Origin of the sequence: Sphingomonas sp. ABOLE (genome assembly GCF_003950455.1) — a bacterium.
GTDB classification, from domain to species: domain Bacteria; phylum Pseudomonadota; class Alphaproteobacteria; order Sphingomonadales; family Sphingomonadaceae; genus Sphingomonas; species Sphingomonas trueperi.
In genome coordinates, this window is record NZ_QQWY01000003.1 from 161560 (window position 1) to 181396 (window position 19837).

The following is a 19837-nucleotide window of genomic DNA, read 5'->3' on the forward strand; positions in this document are numbered from 1 at the left end:
CTCTCCCCTCAGACGGCGTCGATCGTGCGATAGGCGGCGATCAGCCGCTCCTCGCCCGCGCGCCCTTTGACCGAATTGCCATGTTCCATGCCGATCGTTCCGGCATATTTCCGCTCGCGCAGCCAGCGGACGATGTTCGTGAAGTTGATTTCGCCGGTGCCCGGCTCGTTGCGGCCGGGATTGTCGCCGAACTGGATATAGCCGATCTCGCTCCAGCAGGTGTCGAGCACGGGGATCAGGTTCCCGGACTGGATCTGCTCGTGATACAGGTCGGCTAGGATCTTCACCCCCGGGCTGTTCGCGCCGCGCGCCACCGCATAGCCCTGCGCGATGCCCTGCATGTAGACGCCGGGATGGTTGGTACGGGTGTTGAGCGGCTCCATCACCAGCGCCATCCCGTGCGGCGCGACGAGATCGCCGGCGCGCCGCATCAGGTCGATCACCCGCGCGGTCTGGATGTCGAGCGGCACCTTGGGATCGAGGAACCCGGTCACCACCGTCATCCGCGTCGCGTTCAGCCTTTTGGCGACGTCGATCGACGCGCGGATGTCCGCCAGGAACGCCTCGCGCTCGGCGCCGTCGTTCGCGCCGAGGATCGGCCGCGACTGGCCCCACTTCGGCATCGAGGCGACGAACACGCCCATCGTCATGCCGCGGCTGGACAGCGCCTTGGCCATCGCCACCTGCTCGTCGACCGGGCGCGCGGCGGCCTCATTGTCCTCCCAGGCGGTGAAGCCCTGGTCGGCGGCGAAGGCGATCTGCTCCAGCCGGTTGCCGCGGCTGGCGAAGCTGCCCTCGTGCGGCGCGAAATGGAGCGAGAAGCGCGCCGCATTCGACTGGCCGCGCGCCGAGGATGCCACCAGGGGCATCGCCGTCGCGCCTACCAATACGGTGCGGCGCGTCAGGCTCATTTGCCGCTCATCGCCTTCAGATAGGCGATGATCTGCTGGCGCTTGGCGGGATCGGCCATGCCGATCGGCATGCGGGTGCCCGGCACCTTCTTCATCGGCGCCGCGATGAACTGGTCGAGAGTCGCCGGATCCCAGGTCAGCTTGGAATTCTTGAGCGCAGTCGAATAGTTGAAGCCGGGCGCCGAGGCCGCAGGACGGCCGACCACGCCGTTTAGGTTGGGACCGACACCGTTCCTGCCGCCCTTTTCCACGGTGTGGCACGCCTTGCATGCGGCAAAAGCGGGCGGGGCGGCGGTCTGCGCCCAGGCAGGCGCGCTCGCCGTCAACGCCGCGGTTGCGGCAAGGCCAATCCAGAACTTCATCTACGCTCTCCGGTTACAATCTCGGTCCATTTGGTGTCGGCCTTTGCATTGGCGATCATCGCCTCGACAAAAGCCATCGTCCGCAACCCGTCCGCGACGCCCGGCACTTGCGCTGAATCACCGCGAAGCAGCCTCGCGAACCCACGATAAAGGTTTGCAAACGCTTCGATATACCCTTCCGGATGTCCAGCAGGTGTACGAAGCAACGGCGTCGTGCTGTCGCCCAGTCCGGGCCCGCCGGCGCGGAGGATTTCCGCAGGGCGATCGAGCCAGCGCAGGGTGAGCGTGTTCGGCTCCATCTGCGCCCATTCCAGCCCGCCGCGCTCGCCATGGATGCGCAGGCGCAGGCCGTTTTCCTCGCCGGCGGCAACCTGCGTCGCCTTGAGCGTGCCGCGCGCACCGCCTTCGAAGCGGAGCAGCGCGCTGACATCGTCGTCCAGTCGCCGGCCGGGGAGGTGTGTCGCGAGTTCGGCGGACAGGGTCTCGACGCGGAGCCCGGATACCAGCTCGGCGAGGTGGAAGGCATGCGTGCCGATGTCGCCGAGGCAGCCGCCGAGGCCGGCGCGGGCCGGATCGGTGCGCCACTCGGCCTGTTTGTTGCCTTGGGCGTCGAGCGAACCGCTCAGCCAGCCCTGGATATATTCCACCTGTACCAGCCGGATCGCGCCGAAATCGCCGCGGGCGACACGGGCACGCGCCTCCTCGACCAGCGGGTAGCCGCTATAGGTGAAGGCGAGGGCGAACTGCTTGCCGCTCGCCTGCGCTGCGGCGGCGATGGCGCGGGCCTCGCCGCCGTTCATCGCCATCGGCTTTTCGCAGAACACGTGGAAGCCGGCGGTCAGCGCGGCGATGGCGACGGGTGCGTGGAGGTGGTTCGGCGTGACGATCGCCACCGCGTCGATGCGCTCGCCCGCCGGCAGCGCCGCTTCGCCCGCGAGCAGCGCCTCATAGGTCGCATAGACCCGTGCCGGATCGAGCCCGAGCAGGTCGCCGGTGCGCGTGTTCTTGCCGGCATCGGTGCTGAACGCGCCGGCGGCCAGCCGCCAGTCGCCGTCGAGCGCCGCCGCCATGCGGTGCACGGCGCCGATGAACGCGCCTTCGCCGCCGCCGACCATGCCGAGTTTCAGCGGATGCCGGATCATGCGTTGCGGTTTCCCAACCCCAGCAGATTGCGGATCGCACCCTTGTCGACGCCGCTCGAGGCGAAGTCGTCGAACGCGCGCTCGGTGACGCGGATGATGTGGTCGCGGATGAACGGCGCGCCCTCGCGGGCGCCGTCCTCGCTGTTCTTGAGCGCGCATTCCCATTCGATCACCGCCCAGCCGCGATAGCCGTACTGGGCGAGCTTGCTGAAGATGCCGACGAAGTCGACCTGGCCGTCGCCGGTCGAACGGAAGCGGCCGGCGCGGTTCACCCAGCTCTCGTATCCGCCATAGACGCCGCTGCGGCCTGTGGGGTTGAACTCGGCATCCTTCACATGGAAGCAGGAAATCCGATCGTGATAGCGATCGATGAAGTCGAGATAGTCGAGCTGCTGCAGCACATAATGCGACGGATCGAACAGGATGCGCGCGCGGGGGTGGTGGTTCACCGCCTCGAGGAAGCGCTCCCAGGTGGCGCCGTCATGGATGTCTTCGCCGGGGTGGATCTCATAGGCGCAGTCGACACCGGCTTCCTCGAACACGTCGAGGATCGGCAGCCAGCGGCGGGCGAGCTCGGCGAAGGCCTCTTCGACGAGGCCCGCGGGGCGCTGAGGCCACGGATAGACATAGGGCCAGGCGAGGGCGCCCGAGAAGGTGGCGTGCGCCTTCAGCCCCAGCCGGCCGCTCGCGCGGGCGGCGAGCTTGACCTGCTCGACCGCCCAGGCCTGGCGCTCGGCGGGCTTGCCGTGCAGTTCGGCCGGCGCGAAGCCGTCGAACAGCGTGTCGTAGGCGGGGTGCACCGCGACCAGCTGGCCCTGCAGGTGCGTGGAAAGCTCGGTCGGCTGGATGCCGAACTTGTCGAGCCGGGCGCGGAGGTCGTCGCAATAGGCCTGGCTTTCGGCGGCCTGCTTCAGATCGATCAGCCGCGGGTCGCACGGGATCTGCACCCCGACATAGCCGAGGCCCGCGGCCCATTCGGCCATGTGGTCGAGCGTGTCGAACGGCGCGGTGTCGCCGAGAAACTGGGCGAGGAAAATGCCCGGACCCTGCATCGCGGTCATGCCTGCACCTCGTTACGGTTGTTCTTGAAGGTGAACTGGAAAAGCAGCGCGATCACGGCGGCGGCGATCGCCGGATACCACCAGAGATGGTGCCAGTCAGCGACGGTCGCGTTGGCCGGCAGCTGGGCATAGAGCAGGCCGCCGATCTGCGAGCCGAGCAGCATGCCCACGCCGTAGGTGAACAGCGTCAGCATGCCCTGCGCCTGCGCGTTGACGCCCTTGGGCGTGGCGATGGTGCCGGTGTAGATCGCGCCGGCGACGAAAAAGAAATCGTAGCAAACACCGTGCAGCGCGACGCCGAGATAGATCGCCCAGATGCCTGCGCCGCCGTCGCCTATTGCGAACAGCGCATAGCGCAGCGCCCAGGCGATCATGCCGACGAGCAGCAGCGGCTTCACCCCGAAGCGGCGATAAAGGAACGGCATCGAGAACATGAAGACCAGTTCGGACATCTGCCCGATCGCCAGCGTGCCGCCGACATTCTCGATCCCCGCCGCGCCCACGTACGGCGAGGCATAGGCATAGTACATCGCCAGGGGGATCGAGATGAGCGTGGCGCAGAGAATGAAGATCAGGAACGAGCGGTTGCGCATCAGCCCGAAGGCTTCGGTGCAGAACACCTCGGCGACCAGGCTCTTGCCCTGCGGCGCATCGGGCTGAACATTGGGCAGGGTGATGCTGTACAGGCCGAGCGCGAGCGAGACGACGCCCGCCACCTGGAAGATCTGCGGACTGGCGGAGAGGCCTGCCCAGCCGATGATCAGCCCTGCGACGATCCAGCCGAGCGTCCCGAAGGCGCGGACAAAGGGAAAGCGGTCGACGCGCTCGCCGAAGCTCTTGAGCGCGATGGTATTCGCAAGGCCCACCGTCGGCATGTAGAGGATCATGTAGCCGAGCAGCAGCCAGACGAAGCTGGCGCCATGCTCGGGGGTGAGCAGCGTCGGCAGGATGAAGAGCAGCACGCCGCCGATCAGGTGGAGCACCACCATCAGCATCTTGGGGCTGAGGAACCGCGCCGCGGCCATGCCGAGCAGGAACGAGCCGACGATCGAGGCGATCGGGCCGACCGAAAACGCATTGGCGATCAGGCTGCCGACGCCGACGGTCTGCATCACCAGGCCCAGCGTGACGTTCCATGCACCCCAGACGAAGAACTGCATGAACATCAGCGCGCTAAGTCGCCCCGTGAGCAATCCCGATACGGGCTGCGTGCTGTTCATGGTGATCCCTCCAGCAGCGACCATGCGCTTCCTCTCCCCCCGGCGCGGCTTTGCCGCTCTTCGACCAGTGCGGCTTTGCCGCTGTTCGACTCGCAGCCTATGCAGAGCCGGATACGATGTAAAGGATTACATTGGCAGGGCTCGACACGGCCTGCCGCGCGCGACAAAGATATCTGCATGGCTACGATTATCGACGTCGCCGCGGCCGCAGGCGTTTCCACCGCCACGGTGTCGCGCGTGCTCAGCCAGCCGGGGCGGGTGGCGGAGGCGACGCGGGCGCGGGTGATGGAGGTGGTCGAGGCGCTCGACTATCGGCCCAATGTCGCGGCGCGGACGCTGCGCACGCTGCGCGCCGCCAAGATCCTGCTGACCGTGCCGGACATCTCCAACCCCTTCTTCGCCAGCGTCATCCGCGGCGCCGAGGAAGCGGCGCGCGATGCGGGCTATGCGGTGGTGCTGGGCGACACCCGGCACGATCCCGAGGTGGAGGACCAATATGCCGAGATGCTGTCGCGGCGCGAGGTCGACGGGCTGGTGTTCCTCGGCCACCGGCTGCCGGCAAGCCTGGAGGCGCTGGTCGCGCGGGAGGGCGCGTCGGCGCCGATCGTCAACGGGTGCGAATACAGCCCCGAGCTTGGCGTGCCGAGCGTGCATATCGACAATGCCGCCGGCAGCGCCGACGCGATCGAGCATCTCGTCGAATTCGGCCACCGCGACATCGGCATCATCACCGGGCCACCGATCAGCCCGATCAGCCGCGACCGCCTGGCCGGCGTGCTGCGCGCGGCCGATCGCCACGGCCTCAGGGACCGGCTGCACCTGCGCGAGGGGGATTACGGCGCCGACTCCGCCCACCGCGCCGCCTGCGCGCTGATCGCGGAAGGCGTGACCGCATTTTTCTGCTTCAGCGACGAGATGGCGCTCGGCGCGATCAGCGCGGTGAGTGCCGCCGGCCTGTCCTGCCCGGGCGACGTCTCGGTGATCGGCTTCGACGACCTGCCCCTGGCGCGCTTCTTCCATCCGGCGCTCACCACCATCGCCCAGCCCAAGGGAATGATCGGGCAGCGCGCGGTGGAGCTGCTGGTCGGCATCCTGCGCGGCAGCGAGCCGGTCGAGCGGCAGCTGACGCTCGCCCATGAGCTGATTCGCCGCGCCAGCACGGGGCCCGCGCCGACCCCCCGGTGACACGCGGCACCTGCGTGCTATGCTGCAGGAAAGGCGATCGAAAGCATCGCCTGCCGGGAGAGACACGATGCCGATGTTCCGCAAGCTTACCGCGCTCGGGCTGATCGCCGCCGCGATGATCGGCGCTGCGCCGCCGGACGCGGTCCGGCCGCCGATCACCGGCATCTCGCACCTCGCCGTCTATGCGACCGACATGGCGGCGAGCGATCATTTCTACCGGGTGGTGCTCGGCGCACGGAAGGGCGCCGACCCGGAAGATCCGGCAGGCGTCCGCTATTATTTCAGCCCGCGCCAGTTCGTCGAGGTGCTGCCCGCGCCCAAGGACCATGGCCCGAGCATGCTCGCCCATGTCGGCTATATCACCGCCGATGCCGCCAAGCTGCGCGCGTGGCTCACCGCGCGCGGCGTGCGCGATCTGACCCCGGTGCGGCGCGGGGAGGGCGGCGACCAATGGTTCGGCGGACGCGATCCCGAGGGCAACCAGGTCCAGTTCGTCCAGCCCGGCAGCGCCGCCACCGCGGCGGAGAAGGGGGCGATCAGCGGGCGGATCATCCATGTCGGCCATGCGGTGCACGACCGCGCCAAGCAGGACGGCTTCTACCGCACGCTGCTCGGCTTCCGCCCCTATTGGTTCGGTGCCTTCCACGCGGACAAGGTCGACTGGGTGTCGCAGCAGCTGCCAGACGGGCGCGACTGGCTGGAATATATGATGGTGGGCGAGGGTTCGGACGTGACGCTCGACAAGGTGGATGCGCGGCAGCTGGGCGTGCTCAACCACCTGTCGCTCGGCGTGGTCAACATGCAGGCGGCGGTGACGACGCTCTACCGCGAGAACCGGCTGAGCTCGCGCCATGACGGCCCGCAAATGGGCCTCGACGGCAAGTGGCAGGCCAATTTCTACGATCCAGACGGCACGCGGGTGGAGCTGATGGAGTTCAAGCCCGCGACCAAGCCGTGCTGCTCGCCCTTCACCGCTGAGAGTCCCGACCCGTAACACGCTTGTCCACGGCTGGGACGGCAAGCCTGTGCAAAACACAACGCATGCGTTACGAATCCAAGGTAGATGGGGGAGGTGCAGGAACAGCGGAACTTACGGGTCCGGGCGGAGCCGCCCGGTGTGCCCTATTTCAACGTCTCGAACGCACCGCCCGAACTGCGCTTCGACGCCTATGCGGAATCGGTCGATCCGATCTTCGATACCCGGCGCGAGGCGGTGTCGGACGCGTTCAGCGTCGGGCTCGACGGGTTCAACGCCGGCCCGGTGCTGATCGGCCGCTCGCGCATGTGGGGCGCGGCGTTCCACTACGACCGCGACATCCGCAAGGTCGCCCAGACCGGGGTCGAGGCGGTGCTGGTCCAGATCATCACCCGCGGCGGCGACGTGCGGCTGCACGACGGCGAGGCGATAGTGACCCGCCCCGGCGACATCTGCGTCGCCGACATGACCCGCCCCTTCGCCACCCGCACCGATGGCTGCGAGAACATCAGCATGGTGGTCCACCACGGCGCGCTGGGGCTCGACGAGCCGCGGCTCGACGGGCTGCACGGGCTGGTGCTCCGCCGCGAGACGCTGGCCGCGCAGCTGCTGGGCGAGCATGCCCGGATGCTGGTCGAGCGGCTGCCGCAGGCGGGCGCGGACGATGCGCTGGCGGTGGCCCGCGCGACGGGGCTGATGATGGGTGGGCTGATCGCGCCCACCCTGCAGGAGAGCGGGCCGCGCGCCTCGGTCGCGGTGGCGGCGCTGTTCCGGATCAAGCGGTTCATCCGCGCCAATCTCGCGCATCCGGAGCTCGGGCCGGACATGGTCGCCCGCGCGATGGGCATGTCGCGCGCCTCGCTCTACCGTGCCTTTGCGCCGCTGGGCAGCATCGGCGACTTCATCCGGCGCCAGCGGCTGGAGCGGGTGCTGAGCGATCTGGGGGACGCGGCGCAGCGCGGCAAGTCGATCGCCGAGATCGCCTATGGCTGGGGCTTCGCCGACTGGTCCACCTTCTCGCGCGCGTTCAAGGCGGCGTTCGGCATCACGCCCAGCGAGGCCCGCACCGGGGCCGGGCTGGTGCTGCACCAGCCCGAGGCCGGCGCCGGCGACGTGCTGCTGCCGCACTGGATCCGCACGATGGAAACGCTCCGCCTTCCAGCCTGACGCGGATCGGGCAGCCCTTGGTATGGGTTCGCGCCAAAGGCCTATGCGCCAGGGCACGCCATCCCCTATGCGGCGCGGCGTGCCGCTCCCCGAGCTCGGGGCTTGCACCGCCACGCAACCAAAAGGCCGCTCGGCTCTTTGGTGCGCCGCGAGCTAAAAGGATATGCAATGAAGCGTGGGAATTGGCGTGCGGGGCGGGGGGCCCTGCTCGCGATCATGGCGTTCGGATCGGCGATGCCGGCCTTGGCGCAGCAGGTGGACGTGGGCGCACCGCCGCCACCGGCGGACGAACTGAACAAGCCCAAGCCCGATACGGCGCAGGAAGACGCCGGCTCCGGGCCGCGCGCCGATACCCAGCGCCGCGCGCGCAGCCATATGCTCCACCCGCGCGATCCCTCGCCGTCGTCGCTGGCCGGTGACACCCAGAGTTCGCCGCCGCCGGGGCTGATCGGCGACTGGCAGGACATCCGCACCCGTCTGGGCGAGCGCGGCATCGGCCTGTCGGCGCGCTATGCCTCGGAGACCGCCTACAACTTCACCGGCGGCGACCGCAGCCTGGTGGCCGAGACCGGCCAGTTCGACGTCGGCGCGCTGCTCGATCTGGACAAGCTGCTCGGCTGGGGCGGGGCGGCGCTGCAGGGCACCGTCACCTGGCGCCGCGGCATCGACCTCACCACCACCGCGGGCCTTGGCGCGCTGCAGCAGGTGCAGGAAGTCTATGGCCGCGGCCAGACCGTGCGCGTGACGCAGCTGTGGCTCCAGCAGAAGCTGGGCGACAAGGTGGAGGTGAAGCTGGGCCGCACCAATCCGGGTGAGGACTTCGCGGTCTTCTCCTGCCACTTCCAGAATCTGAGCTTCTGCGGCGCGCAGCCGGGCAATCTCGCGGGCGATTACTGGTACAATTGGCCGGTCAGCCAGTGGGGCGCGAACGTCCATGTCGACGTGGCCCCCGGTGTCTATGTCCAGGGCGGCGCCTATGAGGTGAACCCGCGCAACCTGGAGAGCACCTTCTTCATCGGCCATTTCAAGGGCGCGACGGGCGTGCTGCTCCCCGCCGAGATCGGCTGGACGCGCGGCGGCGACAAGGGCCATGTCGGCTCGTACAAGCTGGGCGGCTGGGTCTCGACCGCTGATGGCGACGATCTGGTGCTGGACATCAACCGCCAGCCGCGCGCGGTGACGGGCCTCGCGCCGCTCCAGCATTCGAGCCGCTACGGCGTGTTCGCCAGCGTCCAGCAGCAGCTGACCGGCACCTCGAAGGACGGGCGCTCGCTGACCGGCTTCAGCATGTTCGCCAATGTCACCTTCGCCGATCGCGCGACCTCGCTGACCGACAACCAGGTGTCGGTGGGTCTGTTCTACAAGGGGCTCGCGCCGAGCCTGCCGGGGGACGTGATCGGCCTGGCGGTCGCGCGCACCAATGTGAACGGGCGGATCGACACTGCGGATCGCCTCGCGGGCAAGCCGGCGCGCGATGCCGAATATGCGGCCGAGCTCTACTACAGCGTGTCGCCGACCGAGTGGCTGGTGGTGCAGCCCAACGTGCAGTGGATCCACCAGCCGGGCGGGGTGAAGAACGCCAAGGATGTCGGCGTGCTCGGCCTGAAGTTCGCGCTGACGTTGTAGGGTACATCCAAGCCCCTCCCCTGAAGGGAGGGGCTAGAGAATGAAGTATCACCCCAGCGTCCGCCGCAGGGCGTCGTGCCAGCCGGCGAGCAGCGTGGTCCGGTGTCCGGCCTCCATCGCCGGCTCGAAGCACGCCTGGCGCGACCAGATCGCCGAGAGTTCGTCCACCCCCGACCACAGACCTACCGCCAGCCCGGCATGGAAGGCGGCGCCGCGCGCGGTGGTCTCCAGATCGTCGGGTCGCTCCACCGCGACGTCGAGAATGTCGGCGAGGAAGCGGCACAGCCAGTCGTTTGCCGCCATGCCGCCGTCGACACGCAGCATCGCCGGTCGCACCCCGCCATCCTGCACCATCGCCGCGACGAGGTCGTAGGTCTGGTAGGCCACCGCCTCCAGCGCAGCCCGGGCGAGATGCGCCTGGGTGGCGCTGAGCGTCAGCCCGAAGATCGCGCCGCGCGCCTCGGGGTCCCAGTGCGGCGCGCCGAGCCCGACGAAGGCAGGGACCATGTAGACGCCGTGGCTGTCAGACACGCGCGTCGCCATGTCGTTGGTCTGGCGGGCATGGGTGATCACGCCGATGCCGTCGCGCAGCCATTTGATCGCAGCACCGGCAACGAAGATCGAGCCTTCCAGCGCATAGGCGGTCCGCCCGTTGATGCGGTAGGCGGGGGTGGTGAGCATCCGATGTTCGGAGGCGACCGCCTTTTCGCCGGTGTTGAGCAGCAGGAAGCAGCCGGTGCCATAGGTCGACTTGGCAGTGCCCGGCGCGAAGCAGCATTGGCCGAACAGTGCCGCCTGCTGGTCCCCCGCCATGCCGGCGATCGGGATCGGCAGGCCGAACCATTCGGGATCGGTCATCCCATAAATATGGGCATTGTCGTGCACCGCGGGCAGCAGCGCCATCGGAATGCCGAACAGCCGGCACAGCTCCGCGTCCCACTCGCCCGTATGGATGTTGAACAGCGACGTGCGCGAGGCATTGGTCACGTCGGTCGCATGCACCGCGCCCTTGGTCAGCCGCCAGAGCAGGAAGCTGTCGATCGTGCCGAAGGCGAGCTCGCCGCGCTCGGCCCGCGCCCGTGCGCCCGGCACATGGTCGAGAATCCAGCCGAGCTTGGTCGCCGAAAAATAGGGATCGACCAGCAGACCGGTGCGTGCCCGCACCTCCGCTTCGACACCTTCGGCCTTGAGCTGCAGGCAGCGATCGGCGGTGCGGCGGTCCTGCCAGACGATCGCGCGGTGGATCGGCGCGCCGGTGGTGCGGTCCCACACCAAGGTCGTCTCGCGCTGGTTGGTGATGCCGATCGCGGCGATGCTCGCCACGCCGACGCCGCTCTTGAGCAGCGCCTCGCGCGCGGTGGTCAGCGCGTCGCGCCAGATCGTCTCGGGGTCATGCTCGACCCAGCCCTGGTCGGGATAATGCTGTTCGAATTCGGTCTGCGCGGTGGCGACGCGGCGGCCCGCCGAATCGAAGATCACGCTGCGCGTCGAGGTGGTGCCCTGATCGATCGCGAGAATGTGATTCCGGTCCACCAAGCCCCTCCTATGTTCGTTCGGACGCTCGTAGATTTTCGTTCGCGCGTCAACGCTTTCGTTTATGTTCGCTTGATGCTATAAACGAAAAATAGCGAACATGAGGCGAAGCATGGCGGCCGCACATTCCGAGGAGCGTTTCGATCTGCTGGTGGTCGGCGGCGGCATCAACGGCGCCGGCATCGCCCGCGACGCGGCGGGGCGGGGCCTGTCGGTGCTGCTGGTCGAGAAGGAAGACCTTGCCAGCCACACCTCCTCGGCCTCGACCAAGCTGATCCATGGCGGGCTGCGCTACCTCGAATATGGCGAGTTCCGGCTGGTGCGCGAGGCGCTGATCGAGCGCGAGCGGCTGTGGGGCATGGCGCCGCACATCATCTGGCCGCTGCGCTTCGTGCTGCCCCAGACCCAGTCGCCGCGCCCGGCCTGGATGGTGCGGCTGGGGCTGTTCCTCTACGACCATCTCGGTGGCCGCAAGAAGCTGCCGGGCACCGACACGATCGACCTCGCCCGCACGCCGTTCGGGCGCGGGCTCAAGACGGCGAAGGGCGAGGCCTTCGTCTATTCGGACTGCTGGGTGGAAGACAGCCGGCTGGTGGTGCTCAACGCGATGGATGCGGCGGAGAAGGGCGCGGACATCCGCACCCGCACCGCGCTGCGCGGGGCGCGGCGCGAGGGGCGCGAATGGATCGCAACCATTGCCGACGACGCGGGTGAGCGCACGGTGCGCGCTAGGGCCCTGGTCAACGCCGCCGGCCCCTGGGTGGCGGACGTGCTGGGCCGCGTGCCGGACGTGGTTGCAGATCGCGGGCTGCGGCTCGTCAAGGGCAGCCATCTCGTCGTGCCCAGGCTCTATCCGGGCGACCACGCCTTCATGCTGCAGAACCCCGATCGCCGGATCGTGTTCACCGTGCCCTATGAGGGCAAGTACACGCTGATCGGCACCACCGACGAGGTGTGGGAAGGCGCGCCGGGCAAGGCGCAGATCAGTGCCGAAGAGACGCGGTACCTGCTCGATACCGCCGCGCGCTATTTCGCCGATCCGCCGTCTGAAAAGGACGTGGTGTGGAGCTATGCCGGCATTCGCCCGCTCTATGATGACAAGGCCGGCAACGCCTCGGCGGTGACGCGCGACTATGTGCTCGACCTCGATGGCGACGACGACCGCGCGCCGATGCTGAGCATCTTCGGCGGCAAGATCACCACCTATCGCAAGCTCGCCGAGCACGCGATGGCCGAGCTGGCGCGCTTCTTCCCGCAGGCGCCGGGTGCCTGGACCGCGGGTGCGGCGCTGCCCGGCGGCGACCTGCCCGAGGGCGATTTCGATCGCTTCGTCGCCAGTCTGCAATATGCGCGACCGGGCATGCCCGCCGAGCTGCTGCGGCGGCTCGCCCGCGCCTATGGCACGCGGGTCCATGCGCTGCTCGGTGATGCGATGACTCCGTTCGATCTGGGCGCCGATCTGGGCGGCGGGCTGACGCTGCGCGAAGTCGACTATCTGCGCGCCAACGAATGGGCGGTGACCGCGGAGGACATCCTTTATCGCCGCAGCAAGCTGGGGCTGCACGCACCCGAGGGTACCGAAGCGCGCCTCGCGGAGTATCTCGCGGGCGAGCCCCGGCGGATGGCGCGATCGGCCTGATGGCCGAGGACCTGCCCGATCTGGTCGCGGGGCGCCATGCGCGGATCCTCGAACTCGCCCGCCGCACCGGCAGCGTGAGCGTCGAGGCGCTGGCGACGGCGCTGGAGGTCACGCCGCAGACGATCCGCCGCGACCTCAACCAGCTCGCCAGACAGGCGATGCTTTCGCGCGTCCATGGCGGCGCGGTGGTGACCTCGGGGGTCGACAATCTCGATCGCGAGGCGCGGCGCCAGGTCGCGGCCGAAGCCAAGGCCGCGATCGGCACGGCGGCGGCGGCGCTGGTGCCGGACGGCGCCAGCCTGTTCATCAATATCGGCACTACCACCGAGGCGATCGCCCGCGCGCTGGTGCAGCACCGAAACCTGCTTGTGGTGACCAACAATCTCAACGTCGCCGATATCCTCGGCGGGGTGCCGACGATCGAGGTGGTGGTGGTCGGCGGCCGGGTGCGCGCCAGCGACCGTGCGGTGGTGGGCGCACTGGCGATGGATTTCCTGCGCGGCTTCAAGCTCGATTATGCACTGATCGGCGCCTCGGCGATCGACGAGGAGGGCACGCTGCTCGATTTCGACATGGACGAGGTGCGCGTCTCGCAGACGATCATCGAGCAGGCGCGCACCGTGATCCTCGCAACCGACCAGACCAAGTTCGGCAGGCCAGCCCCGGTGCGGATCGCCGAGATCGGAGTCGTTGATCATTTGGTCACCGATCGCCTCCTACATCCCGGTATCGCTGCCGCCTGCGCTGCGGGGCAAGTGAAGGTTACACAGACGGACACTTGATTGGTCAGGCCAATCCGTGCAGGATTGCCGAAACCGAAGAACAGAATGGCCGGGGGGCCGTTCAGAGAGGGCAGTGAAAGGTTTATGCGGCGTATTGCCCATCTTCGCTGGTGGATCGTCGGGCTTATCTGCGCCGGCACCATTGCCAATTATCTCGCACGCAACTCGCTGGGCGTACTCGCGCCCGAGCTGAAGACCGTGATGCACATGACCACCGAGCAGTACAGCTATGTGGTCGGCGGCTTCCAGCTCGCCTATACGGTGATGCAGCCGATCGCGGGCATGATCGTCGATCGGATCGGGCTGCGCGCCGGCTTCGCGCTGTTCGGCGCGGCGTGGTCGGTCGCCAACATGCTGCATGCGCTCGCGGCGGGATGGCTGGGGCTGATGTTCTTCCGCGGGCTGCTCGGCATGTTCGAATCCGCGGCCATCCCGTCGGGCATCAAGGCGATCGCCGAATGGTTTCCGGCGCGCGAGCGATCGGTGGCGGTGGGCTGGTTCAATGCCGGTACGTCGCTCGGCGCGCTGCTGGCGCCGCCCGTCGTCGCCATCGTGATGATCTATACCGACTGGCGCATGGCCTTTGTGGTGACCGGGGCGGTGGGGCTGCTCTGGTCGGTCGCCTGGTGGATCTTCTATCGCAGCCCCGGCAGCCATCCGAAGATCACCGAGAAGGAACGCGCACTGATCGCCGAGGGACGGCCCAAGCCGCTCGCCCGGCGTGCCTCGGCGCGCGAGATCCTGGGCACCGCGCGCTTCTGGATCATCGCGGTGCCGCGCTTCCTCGCCGAGCCGGCCTGGCAGACCTTCAGCTTCTGGATCCCGCTCTACCTCGCCACCGAGCGGGGCATGGACCTCAAGCAGATCGCGCTGTTCGCCTGGCTGCCCTTCCTCGCCGCCGATCTGGGCGGGGTGCTGGGCGGCTATCTCTCGCCCTTCCTGGTGCAGCGCTTCCGCCTGCCGCTGATCGCCTCGCGTGTGGCGGGTGTCGCGCTGGCGGCGGTGCTGATGATCGCGCCGGGCTGCATCGGGCTGGTGTCGAGCCCCTATAGCGCGATCGCGCTGTTCTGCATCGGCGGCTTCGCGCACCAGATGATCTCGGTGCTGATCAACACGCTTTCCGCCGACGTGTTCACCGCCGAGGAAGTCGGCGCCGCCAACGGCTTTATCGGCCAGGCCGGCTGGGTGGGCGGGCTGCTCTTCTCGCTGCTGATCGGGCAGTTGGCCGATACCGTCGGCTATGCGCCGCTGTTCGGCATGCTTTCCGTCTTCGACATCGTCGGCGCGGTCGTGCTGATCGCCGGCCTGCGCCATCTTCGCCTTCCGGAGCCTGTGAAATGAGACGCGCCACGCTTTCCAATCCCCCGCGGTTCACGGTCGCCGAGGAGGGGCAGGGGCGGATCACGCTGGAATCCGATACCGGCGCCGTCGCGCACCTGTTCGTGCTCGAGCAGGACATGGTGCGGCTGCTGCTGCTCCCCGGGGGCACCGTCACCAGCCCGCCCAGCTGGGCGATCGCGCCGGGGCAGGAGGACATCGCCGAGCCGGGCCGCGACCGGATGGACGTCTCCGGCTTCGCCTGCCCCGACTATCGGCTGTTCCACGATGCCGAGCAGCTGGTGCTGGAAACCGACCGCATCCGCCTCACCGCGCGGCTGCACGGGCTGCACTGCTGCTGGGAACAGCGCGACGGCGACGACTGGATCTTGATGGCGCAGGATCGGCCGACCCATGCCTATGATTTCGGCTGGTGGGACGGCAAGGCGCACCATTATGTCGCGCGCCGTCCGGGCGAGCGCTTCTACGGCCTGGGCGACCGCACCGGCGATGCGAACCGGGCCGGCCGCAGCTTCCGGCTGACCAACCTCGATCCGATGGGCTATGACGCGGAGACGAGCGATCCGCAGTACAAGTCCATTCCCTATGTGCTGGTCGCCGACGAGGCGGGGCGTTGCCACGGCGCCTTCTACGACACGGTGGCCGACGTCGCGTTCGATTTCGGACGCGAGCTCGACAACTACCACGGCTTCTACCGGCACATGGTCGCCGATCATGGCGATGTCGATCTGTGGATGATCGCCGGCCCCGATCCGCTGGCGGTGACCAAGCGCTTCACCTGGCTGACCGGTCGTCCGGCGCTGATGCCGCGCTGGTCGCTCGGCTATTCGGGCTCGACCATGACCTATACCGATGCGCCCGACGCGGCGGCGCAGATGGGCGGGTTCCTGGAGAAGCTGGCCGAGCACGACATCGGCTGCACTTCGTTCCACCTCTCCTCGGGCTACACCTCGATCGGTGACAAGCGCTACGTGTTCCACTGGAACCGCGACAAGTTCCCCGATCCCAAGGCGTTCGTGAAGAGCTATGCCGACGCCGGCGTCGAGCTGGTGCCGAACATCAAGCCCGCGCTGCTGCGCAGCCACCCGCGCTATGATGAGGTCGCTGCCGCCGGTTATTTCGTCGGCGACGCCGACGGCCAGCCGGTCGAGGCGCAGTTCTGGGACGAAGTCGGCAGCTATATCGACTTCACCAATCCCGACGCCGCCGCCTGGTGGCGCGGGCAGGTGACATCGGCGCTGCTCGACCAGGGCATCCGCTCGACCTGGAACGACAACAACGAATATGAAGTGTGGGACGCACGCGCCCGCTTCGCCGGTTTCGGGACCTCGGTGCCCGCCGCGGCGATGCGGCCGGTGCAGCCGCTGCTGATGATGCGCGCCTCACGCCGCGCGCAGATCGAGGCGCGGCCGGACGAACTCCCCTATGTCGTCACCCGTGCCGGCATGGCCGGGCTGCAGCGCTACGCTCAGACCTGGACCGGCGACAACCGCACCGAGTGGAAGACGCTGCGCTACAATGCGCGAATGGCGATCGGCCTGGCGCTGTCGGGCGTGTCCAACAGCGGGCACGACGTGGGCGGGTTCGCCGGGCCGGCGCCCGACGCCGAGTTGCTGGTCCGCTGGGTGCAGGCGGGCGTGCTGATGCCGCGCTTCAGCATCCATAGCTGGAACGACGATCGGACCGTCAATGAGCCCTGGATGTACCCGGAGGCGCTGCCCGCGATCCGGGCGCTGATGCGGCTGCGTCAGCGGCTGGTGCCGTTCTTCCACGATCTGCTGCACCGCTATCACTCGGACTATATGCCGATGGTGCTGCCGACCTGGGCCGTCTTCCCCCGGGATCCGCACTGCTGGGCGGAAAGCGACGAGCATCTGCTCGGGCCCGACGTGCTCGCCGCGCCGGTGGTGGAGCAGGGCGCGACCGAGCGGCGGCTTTATCTGCCGGCCGGGGCGGAGTGGACGCATGTATGGACCGGCGAGACCTTCGCCGGCGGGGCCTGGGTGACGGTCGCCGCGCCGCTGGACGGGCCGCCGCCGCTGTTCGCGCGGGCCGGTTCGGTGATGCTGGTCGACCTGGCGGAGGGCGGCTGGCGGCCGGATGCGCCGCGCCGCGGCCTGTGGCTGTTCCCGCCGCGTGAGGGCGCGTTCCGCTGCGAAGCGATGGAAGATGCGGTCGGCGCCGATGAAGCGGTTGTGCGCTGGCAGATTGAGGGAGAGGCGCGGGCAAATCGAGTTGTGGTTCATGTTACATCGGCAGGTATGCAATTGGATAGCACCGATATAACCTTGTTGCTACCAAGTAACGATTCCCGCAAGCTAGTTATCGAGGGTGGCAGCGCTGTCAGTGTGGCGTCGATGCAACAAAACGGGCAAGACGGGAACTAAAAAACGATTGCATACCGTGTTTCTCCGATATTTCTCGGAGTGTCGGGGAACCTATTGTCCGGCTGTCTAAAAAAGAAGTGCGGGTAGAACCCTGCCGGACAAGGGGAGTATTAATGAGAGGTTACCAGGTATCGGTCGCGCATGCCGCGCTGGTTGCGGCTTGCATGGCGGGCAGCGCACACGCGCAGACCCAGGCCTCGGCCGTCGACACGTCCGCCGCGGCCACGGTTGCCGCAGGCGCCGCCGCCGCGCAGTCCGCTGGCAAGATGGCGCAGGACGATGGTGAGATCGTCGTCACTACGACCGCGCAGAAGCGCTTCGAGAATATCCAGAACGTGCCGCTGCCGGTCCAGGTTCTGACGGCGGAGCAGCTCGAGGCGCAGGGCGTCCGCAACTTCCAGGATCTGACCAAGGTTGCGCCCTCCCTCGTCATTCGCCCTGCGGAGCATCCCGTCAACGCCAATGTGTCGTTGCGTGGCGTCGGTACCTTCGCCTTTGGCATCGGCGTCGAGTCCAGCGTCGCCGTGACGGTCGACGGCGTCCCGCTGGCCTTCCAGGCGCGTGCTTTCACCGACTTGCCTGACGTCGCGCAGATCGAAGTGCTGCGCGGACCGCAAAGCACCCTGTACGGCAAAGCCGCCTCGGCCGGCCTGATCAAGATCATGACGGTCCAGCCGACCAAGGATTTTCACCTAAAGGTGAATACGACCGTCACCACCGACGACGAATATGGCGCCAACTTCAGCGCCACGGGCCCGATCAACGAGGATCTGGGCTATGTCGTCTCGGCAAGCTATTCCAATTGGGGCGGCAATGTCCGCAACGTGTATAATGGCAAGGACGTCAATGGCCGCGAGACGCTGAATGCCCGCGGCAAGCTCAACTGGGAGGCATCTTCCGACGTCAAGTTCCGGCTGAGCGCCAACTATCTCAACGGCAACACCACGGTGGGCCGCCCCTTCATCGCGCTCGCCGATGGCGCGCTCCTGCGCAACACCGCCGGCCAGACCGCAGCGGTGACCATGCCGGGCGTCACGCCGGGGCCGCTCAATCAGCAGGTCAGCAACGACTATCCTTCGCGCACCAAATATTGGGGCTGGGGCTCGATGCTCCGCACGGACATCAAACTCGGCAAGCTCAGCGTGCTGGGCCTGACCTCGTACGACAAATTCCGTCTCGACGACTATCTTGACCATGATGATACCGCGTCGCCGACGATCAAGAATCTACAGATCGGCGCGTTCAAGTCCCGGCTGTTCACGCAGGAAGTACGCCTGCTTTCGCCCGACGACGAGGCGTTCCGCTATGCCCTCGGCGTATATTATGCCGACGTTGCGTTCCAGCGTCCGTTCCTCCGCGGTCCGGCCTTCTCTCCGGCTGACTGGTACGCCACGTCGGGCTCCCGCCAGGTTGCCGCATTCGGCCAGATCGACTGGGAGTTCATCAGGCATCTCACCGCCACCGTCGGCGGTCGTGCGCAGAACGAGCGCGTCAAATATACCTTCCGCGACAATATCGCGAAGGGCAGCTGGGCGGGCCACGCCAGCGACAACGCCACCACCTACCGGCTGGGCCTGAGCTATCAGGCGACGCCGGACATCATGGTGTTCGGCAACTATGCCACCGGCTACAAGGGCCAGACCTACGATCTGACCACCGGCTTCAACACCGCGCGCGCCAATCTCGGCCCGATCCGTCCCGAGACCTCGAAGGACAAGGAAATCGGCATCCGCACCCAGTTCTTCAATCGCCGGATGACGTTCAACGTCACCTATTTCGACACGAACTACACGGATCTGCAGGCGCAGACGATCGAGACGATCAACGGAACCTCCAACTTCCGCCTCACCAATGTGGGTGGCCTGAACACCAAGGGCCTGGAGTTCGAGACGGCTGCCCGCGTGACGCGGGACCTGACGCTGAGCGGTTCTGCAACCTATCTCGATGCGACGTACACGTCCTTCCCGGCGGCGCCCTGTTTCCCGACCCAGACCGTTGCACAAGGCTGTATCCAGGGGCCGCCGAACTATCAGAACCTCACCGGTACCCGAGCGGTACAGGCTCCCGAGTGGAAGGGGTCGGCCAATATCGACTACGCCCCTGCCATCACGGACAAGCTGAACGGCGTGGTCCAGGCCAGCTGGCAGTACACCTCCAGCCTCTATTACGTCTCGCGGGATCCGCAGACGTTCCAGCCCGCGTTCAGCATCTTCAACCTGAACCTGGGCGTGCGCGATCACAAGCGCCGCTGGGAGGGGGTGCTCTTCGTTAACAACCTGTTCGACAAGCAATATTATCCGTCTTTGATCAACTCCGACGGCAATTTCGGCAATAAGTTGGCGACCCAGGCCGTGCTGCCGCGAGACTTCCGTCGCTATGCCGGTGTTCGCTTCGGTCTGAACTACTGAACGACCGCGCTGATCGGGCAGAGCTGAAAGGCGGAAGCAATGCTTCCGCCTTTCTTTTTTGTGCTGATGCAAACGTTTGCTGTTCTGTTGCTTTGGTGTC

15 protein-coding genes are annotated in these 19837 nt (G+C 67.5%); 9 read left to right on the forward strand and 6 right to left on the reverse strand.

Annotated elements, in window-relative coordinates:
• Positions 1–8: 8 nt before the first annotated feature.
• From CA234_RS03355 to CA234_RS03375, 5 genes are read right to left on the reverse strand one after another with little or no spacing between them, the layout of a single operon-like run.
• Positions 9–911, reverse strand: a complete 903-nt coding sequence (locus CA234_RS03355; protein ID WP_125972636.1) for a TIM barrel protein — start codon at positions 909–911, stop codon at positions 9–11.
• Complete coding sequence (locus CA234_RS03360) at positions 908–1273, reverse strand: c-type cytochrome (protein WP_125972634.1); 366 nt, start codon at positions 1271–1273, stop codon at positions 908–910. The genes CA234_RS03355 and CA234_RS03360 overlap by 4 nt, the downstream gene beginning before the upstream one ends.
• Positions 1270–2415 carry a Gfo/Idh/MocA family oxidoreductase gene (locus CA234_RS03365; RefSeq protein WP_126000864.1) on the reverse strand — a complete coding sequence of 382 codons (1146 nt, stop codon included), beginning with the start codon at positions 2413–2415 and terminating at the stop codon, positions 1270–1272. Before CA234_RS03365 ends, CA234_RS03360 begins: the two co-directional genes overlap by 4 nt.
• The gene (locus CA234_RS03370; RefSeq protein WP_126000865.1) at positions 2412–3476 is read right to left on the reverse strand and encodes a sugar phosphate isomerase/epimerase; all 1065 of its coding nucleotides are present in this window, start codon (positions 3474–3476) and stop codon (positions 2412–2414) included. The genes CA234_RS03365 and CA234_RS03370 overlap by 4 nt, the downstream gene beginning before the upstream one ends.
• Complete coding sequence (locus CA234_RS03375; protein ID WP_126000866.1) at positions 3473–4696, reverse strand: MFS transporter; 1224 nt, start codon at positions 4694–4696, stop codon at positions 3473–3475. Before CA234_RS03375 ends, CA234_RS03370 begins: the two co-directional genes overlap by 4 nt.
• A 177-nt stretch (positions 4697–4873) precedes the next feature.
• Here CA234_RS03375 and CA234_RS03380 point away from each other — a divergent pair, with 177 nt between their 5' ends.
• From CA234_RS03380 to CA234_RS03395, 4 genes are all read left to right on the forward strand, one after another.
• A complete protein-coding gene (locus CA234_RS03380) occupies positions 4874–5881 on the forward strand; it encodes a LacI family DNA-binding transcriptional regulator (RefSeq protein ID WP_126000867.1) in 1008 nt (335 codons plus the stop codon).
• Between the two features lie 67 nt (positions 5882–5948).
• Entirely contained in the window at positions 5949–6875 is a 927-nt protein-coding gene (locus CA234_RS03385; RefSeq protein ID WP_126000868.1) for a VOC family protein, read from the forward strand.
• Between the two features lie 123 nt (positions 6876–6998).
• On the forward strand, positions 6999–8024 hold the full coding sequence (locus CA234_RS03390; RefSeq protein ID WP_164521696.1) for a helix-turn-helix domain-containing protein: 1026 nt from the start codon (positions 6999–7001) through the stop codon (positions 8022–8024).
• 168 nt (positions 8025–8192) lie between these two features.
• On the forward strand, positions 8193–9650 hold the full coding sequence (locus tag CA234_RS03395; protein ID WP_126000870.1) for a carbohydrate porin: 1458 nt from the start codon (positions 8193–8195) through the stop codon (positions 9648–9650).
• 48 nt (positions 9651–9698) lie between these two features.
• Here CA234_RS03395 and glpK read toward each other — a convergent pair whose 3' ends face one another.
• Positions 9699–11183: a glycerol kinase GlpK gene (gene glpK / locus CA234_RS03400; protein WP_126000871.1), complete on the reverse strand. Its 1485-nt coding sequence runs from the start codon at positions 11181–11183 to the stop codon at positions 9699–9701.
• A 112-nt stretch (positions 11184–11295) separates the two neighbouring features.
• On the opposite strand from glpK, the gene CA234_RS03405 reads away from it, so the two are divergent.
• The 5 genes from CA234_RS03405 to CA234_RS03425 all read left to right on the forward strand — a co-directional run bounded on the left by CA234_RS03405 (position 11296) and on the right by CA234_RS03425 (position 19737).
• Positions 11296–12822: a glycerol-3-phosphate dehydrogenase gene (locus CA234_RS03405; RefSeq protein WP_126000872.1), complete on the forward strand. Its 1527-nt coding sequence runs from the start codon at positions 11296–11298 to the stop codon at positions 12820–12822.
• Complete coding sequence (locus CA234_RS03410) at positions 12822–13604, forward strand: DeoR/GlpR family DNA-binding transcription regulator (protein ID WP_126000873.1); 783 nt, start codon at positions 12822–12824, stop codon at positions 13602–13604. Before CA234_RS03405 ends, CA234_RS03410 begins: the two co-directional genes overlap by 1 nt.
• 84 nt (positions 13605–13688) lie before the next feature.
• A complete protein-coding gene (locus CA234_RS03415; protein WP_126000874.1) occupies positions 13689–14945 on the forward strand; it encodes an MFS transporter in 1257 nt (418 codons plus the stop codon).
• Positions 14942–17329 (forward strand): glycoside hydrolase family 31 protein, encoded by a 2388-nt coding sequence (locus CA234_RS03420; protein WP_126000875.1) that lies wholly within the window; start codon positions 14942–14944, stop codon positions 17327–17329. The genes CA234_RS03415 and CA234_RS03420 overlap by 4 nt, the downstream gene beginning before the upstream one ends.
• Before the next feature lie 113 nt (positions 17330–17442).
• On the forward strand, positions 17443–19737 hold the full coding sequence (locus CA234_RS03425) for a TonB-dependent receptor (protein WP_241213221.1): 2295 nt from the start codon (positions 17443–17445) through the stop codon (positions 19735–19737).
• Positions 19738–19837 lie beyond the last annotated feature (100 nt).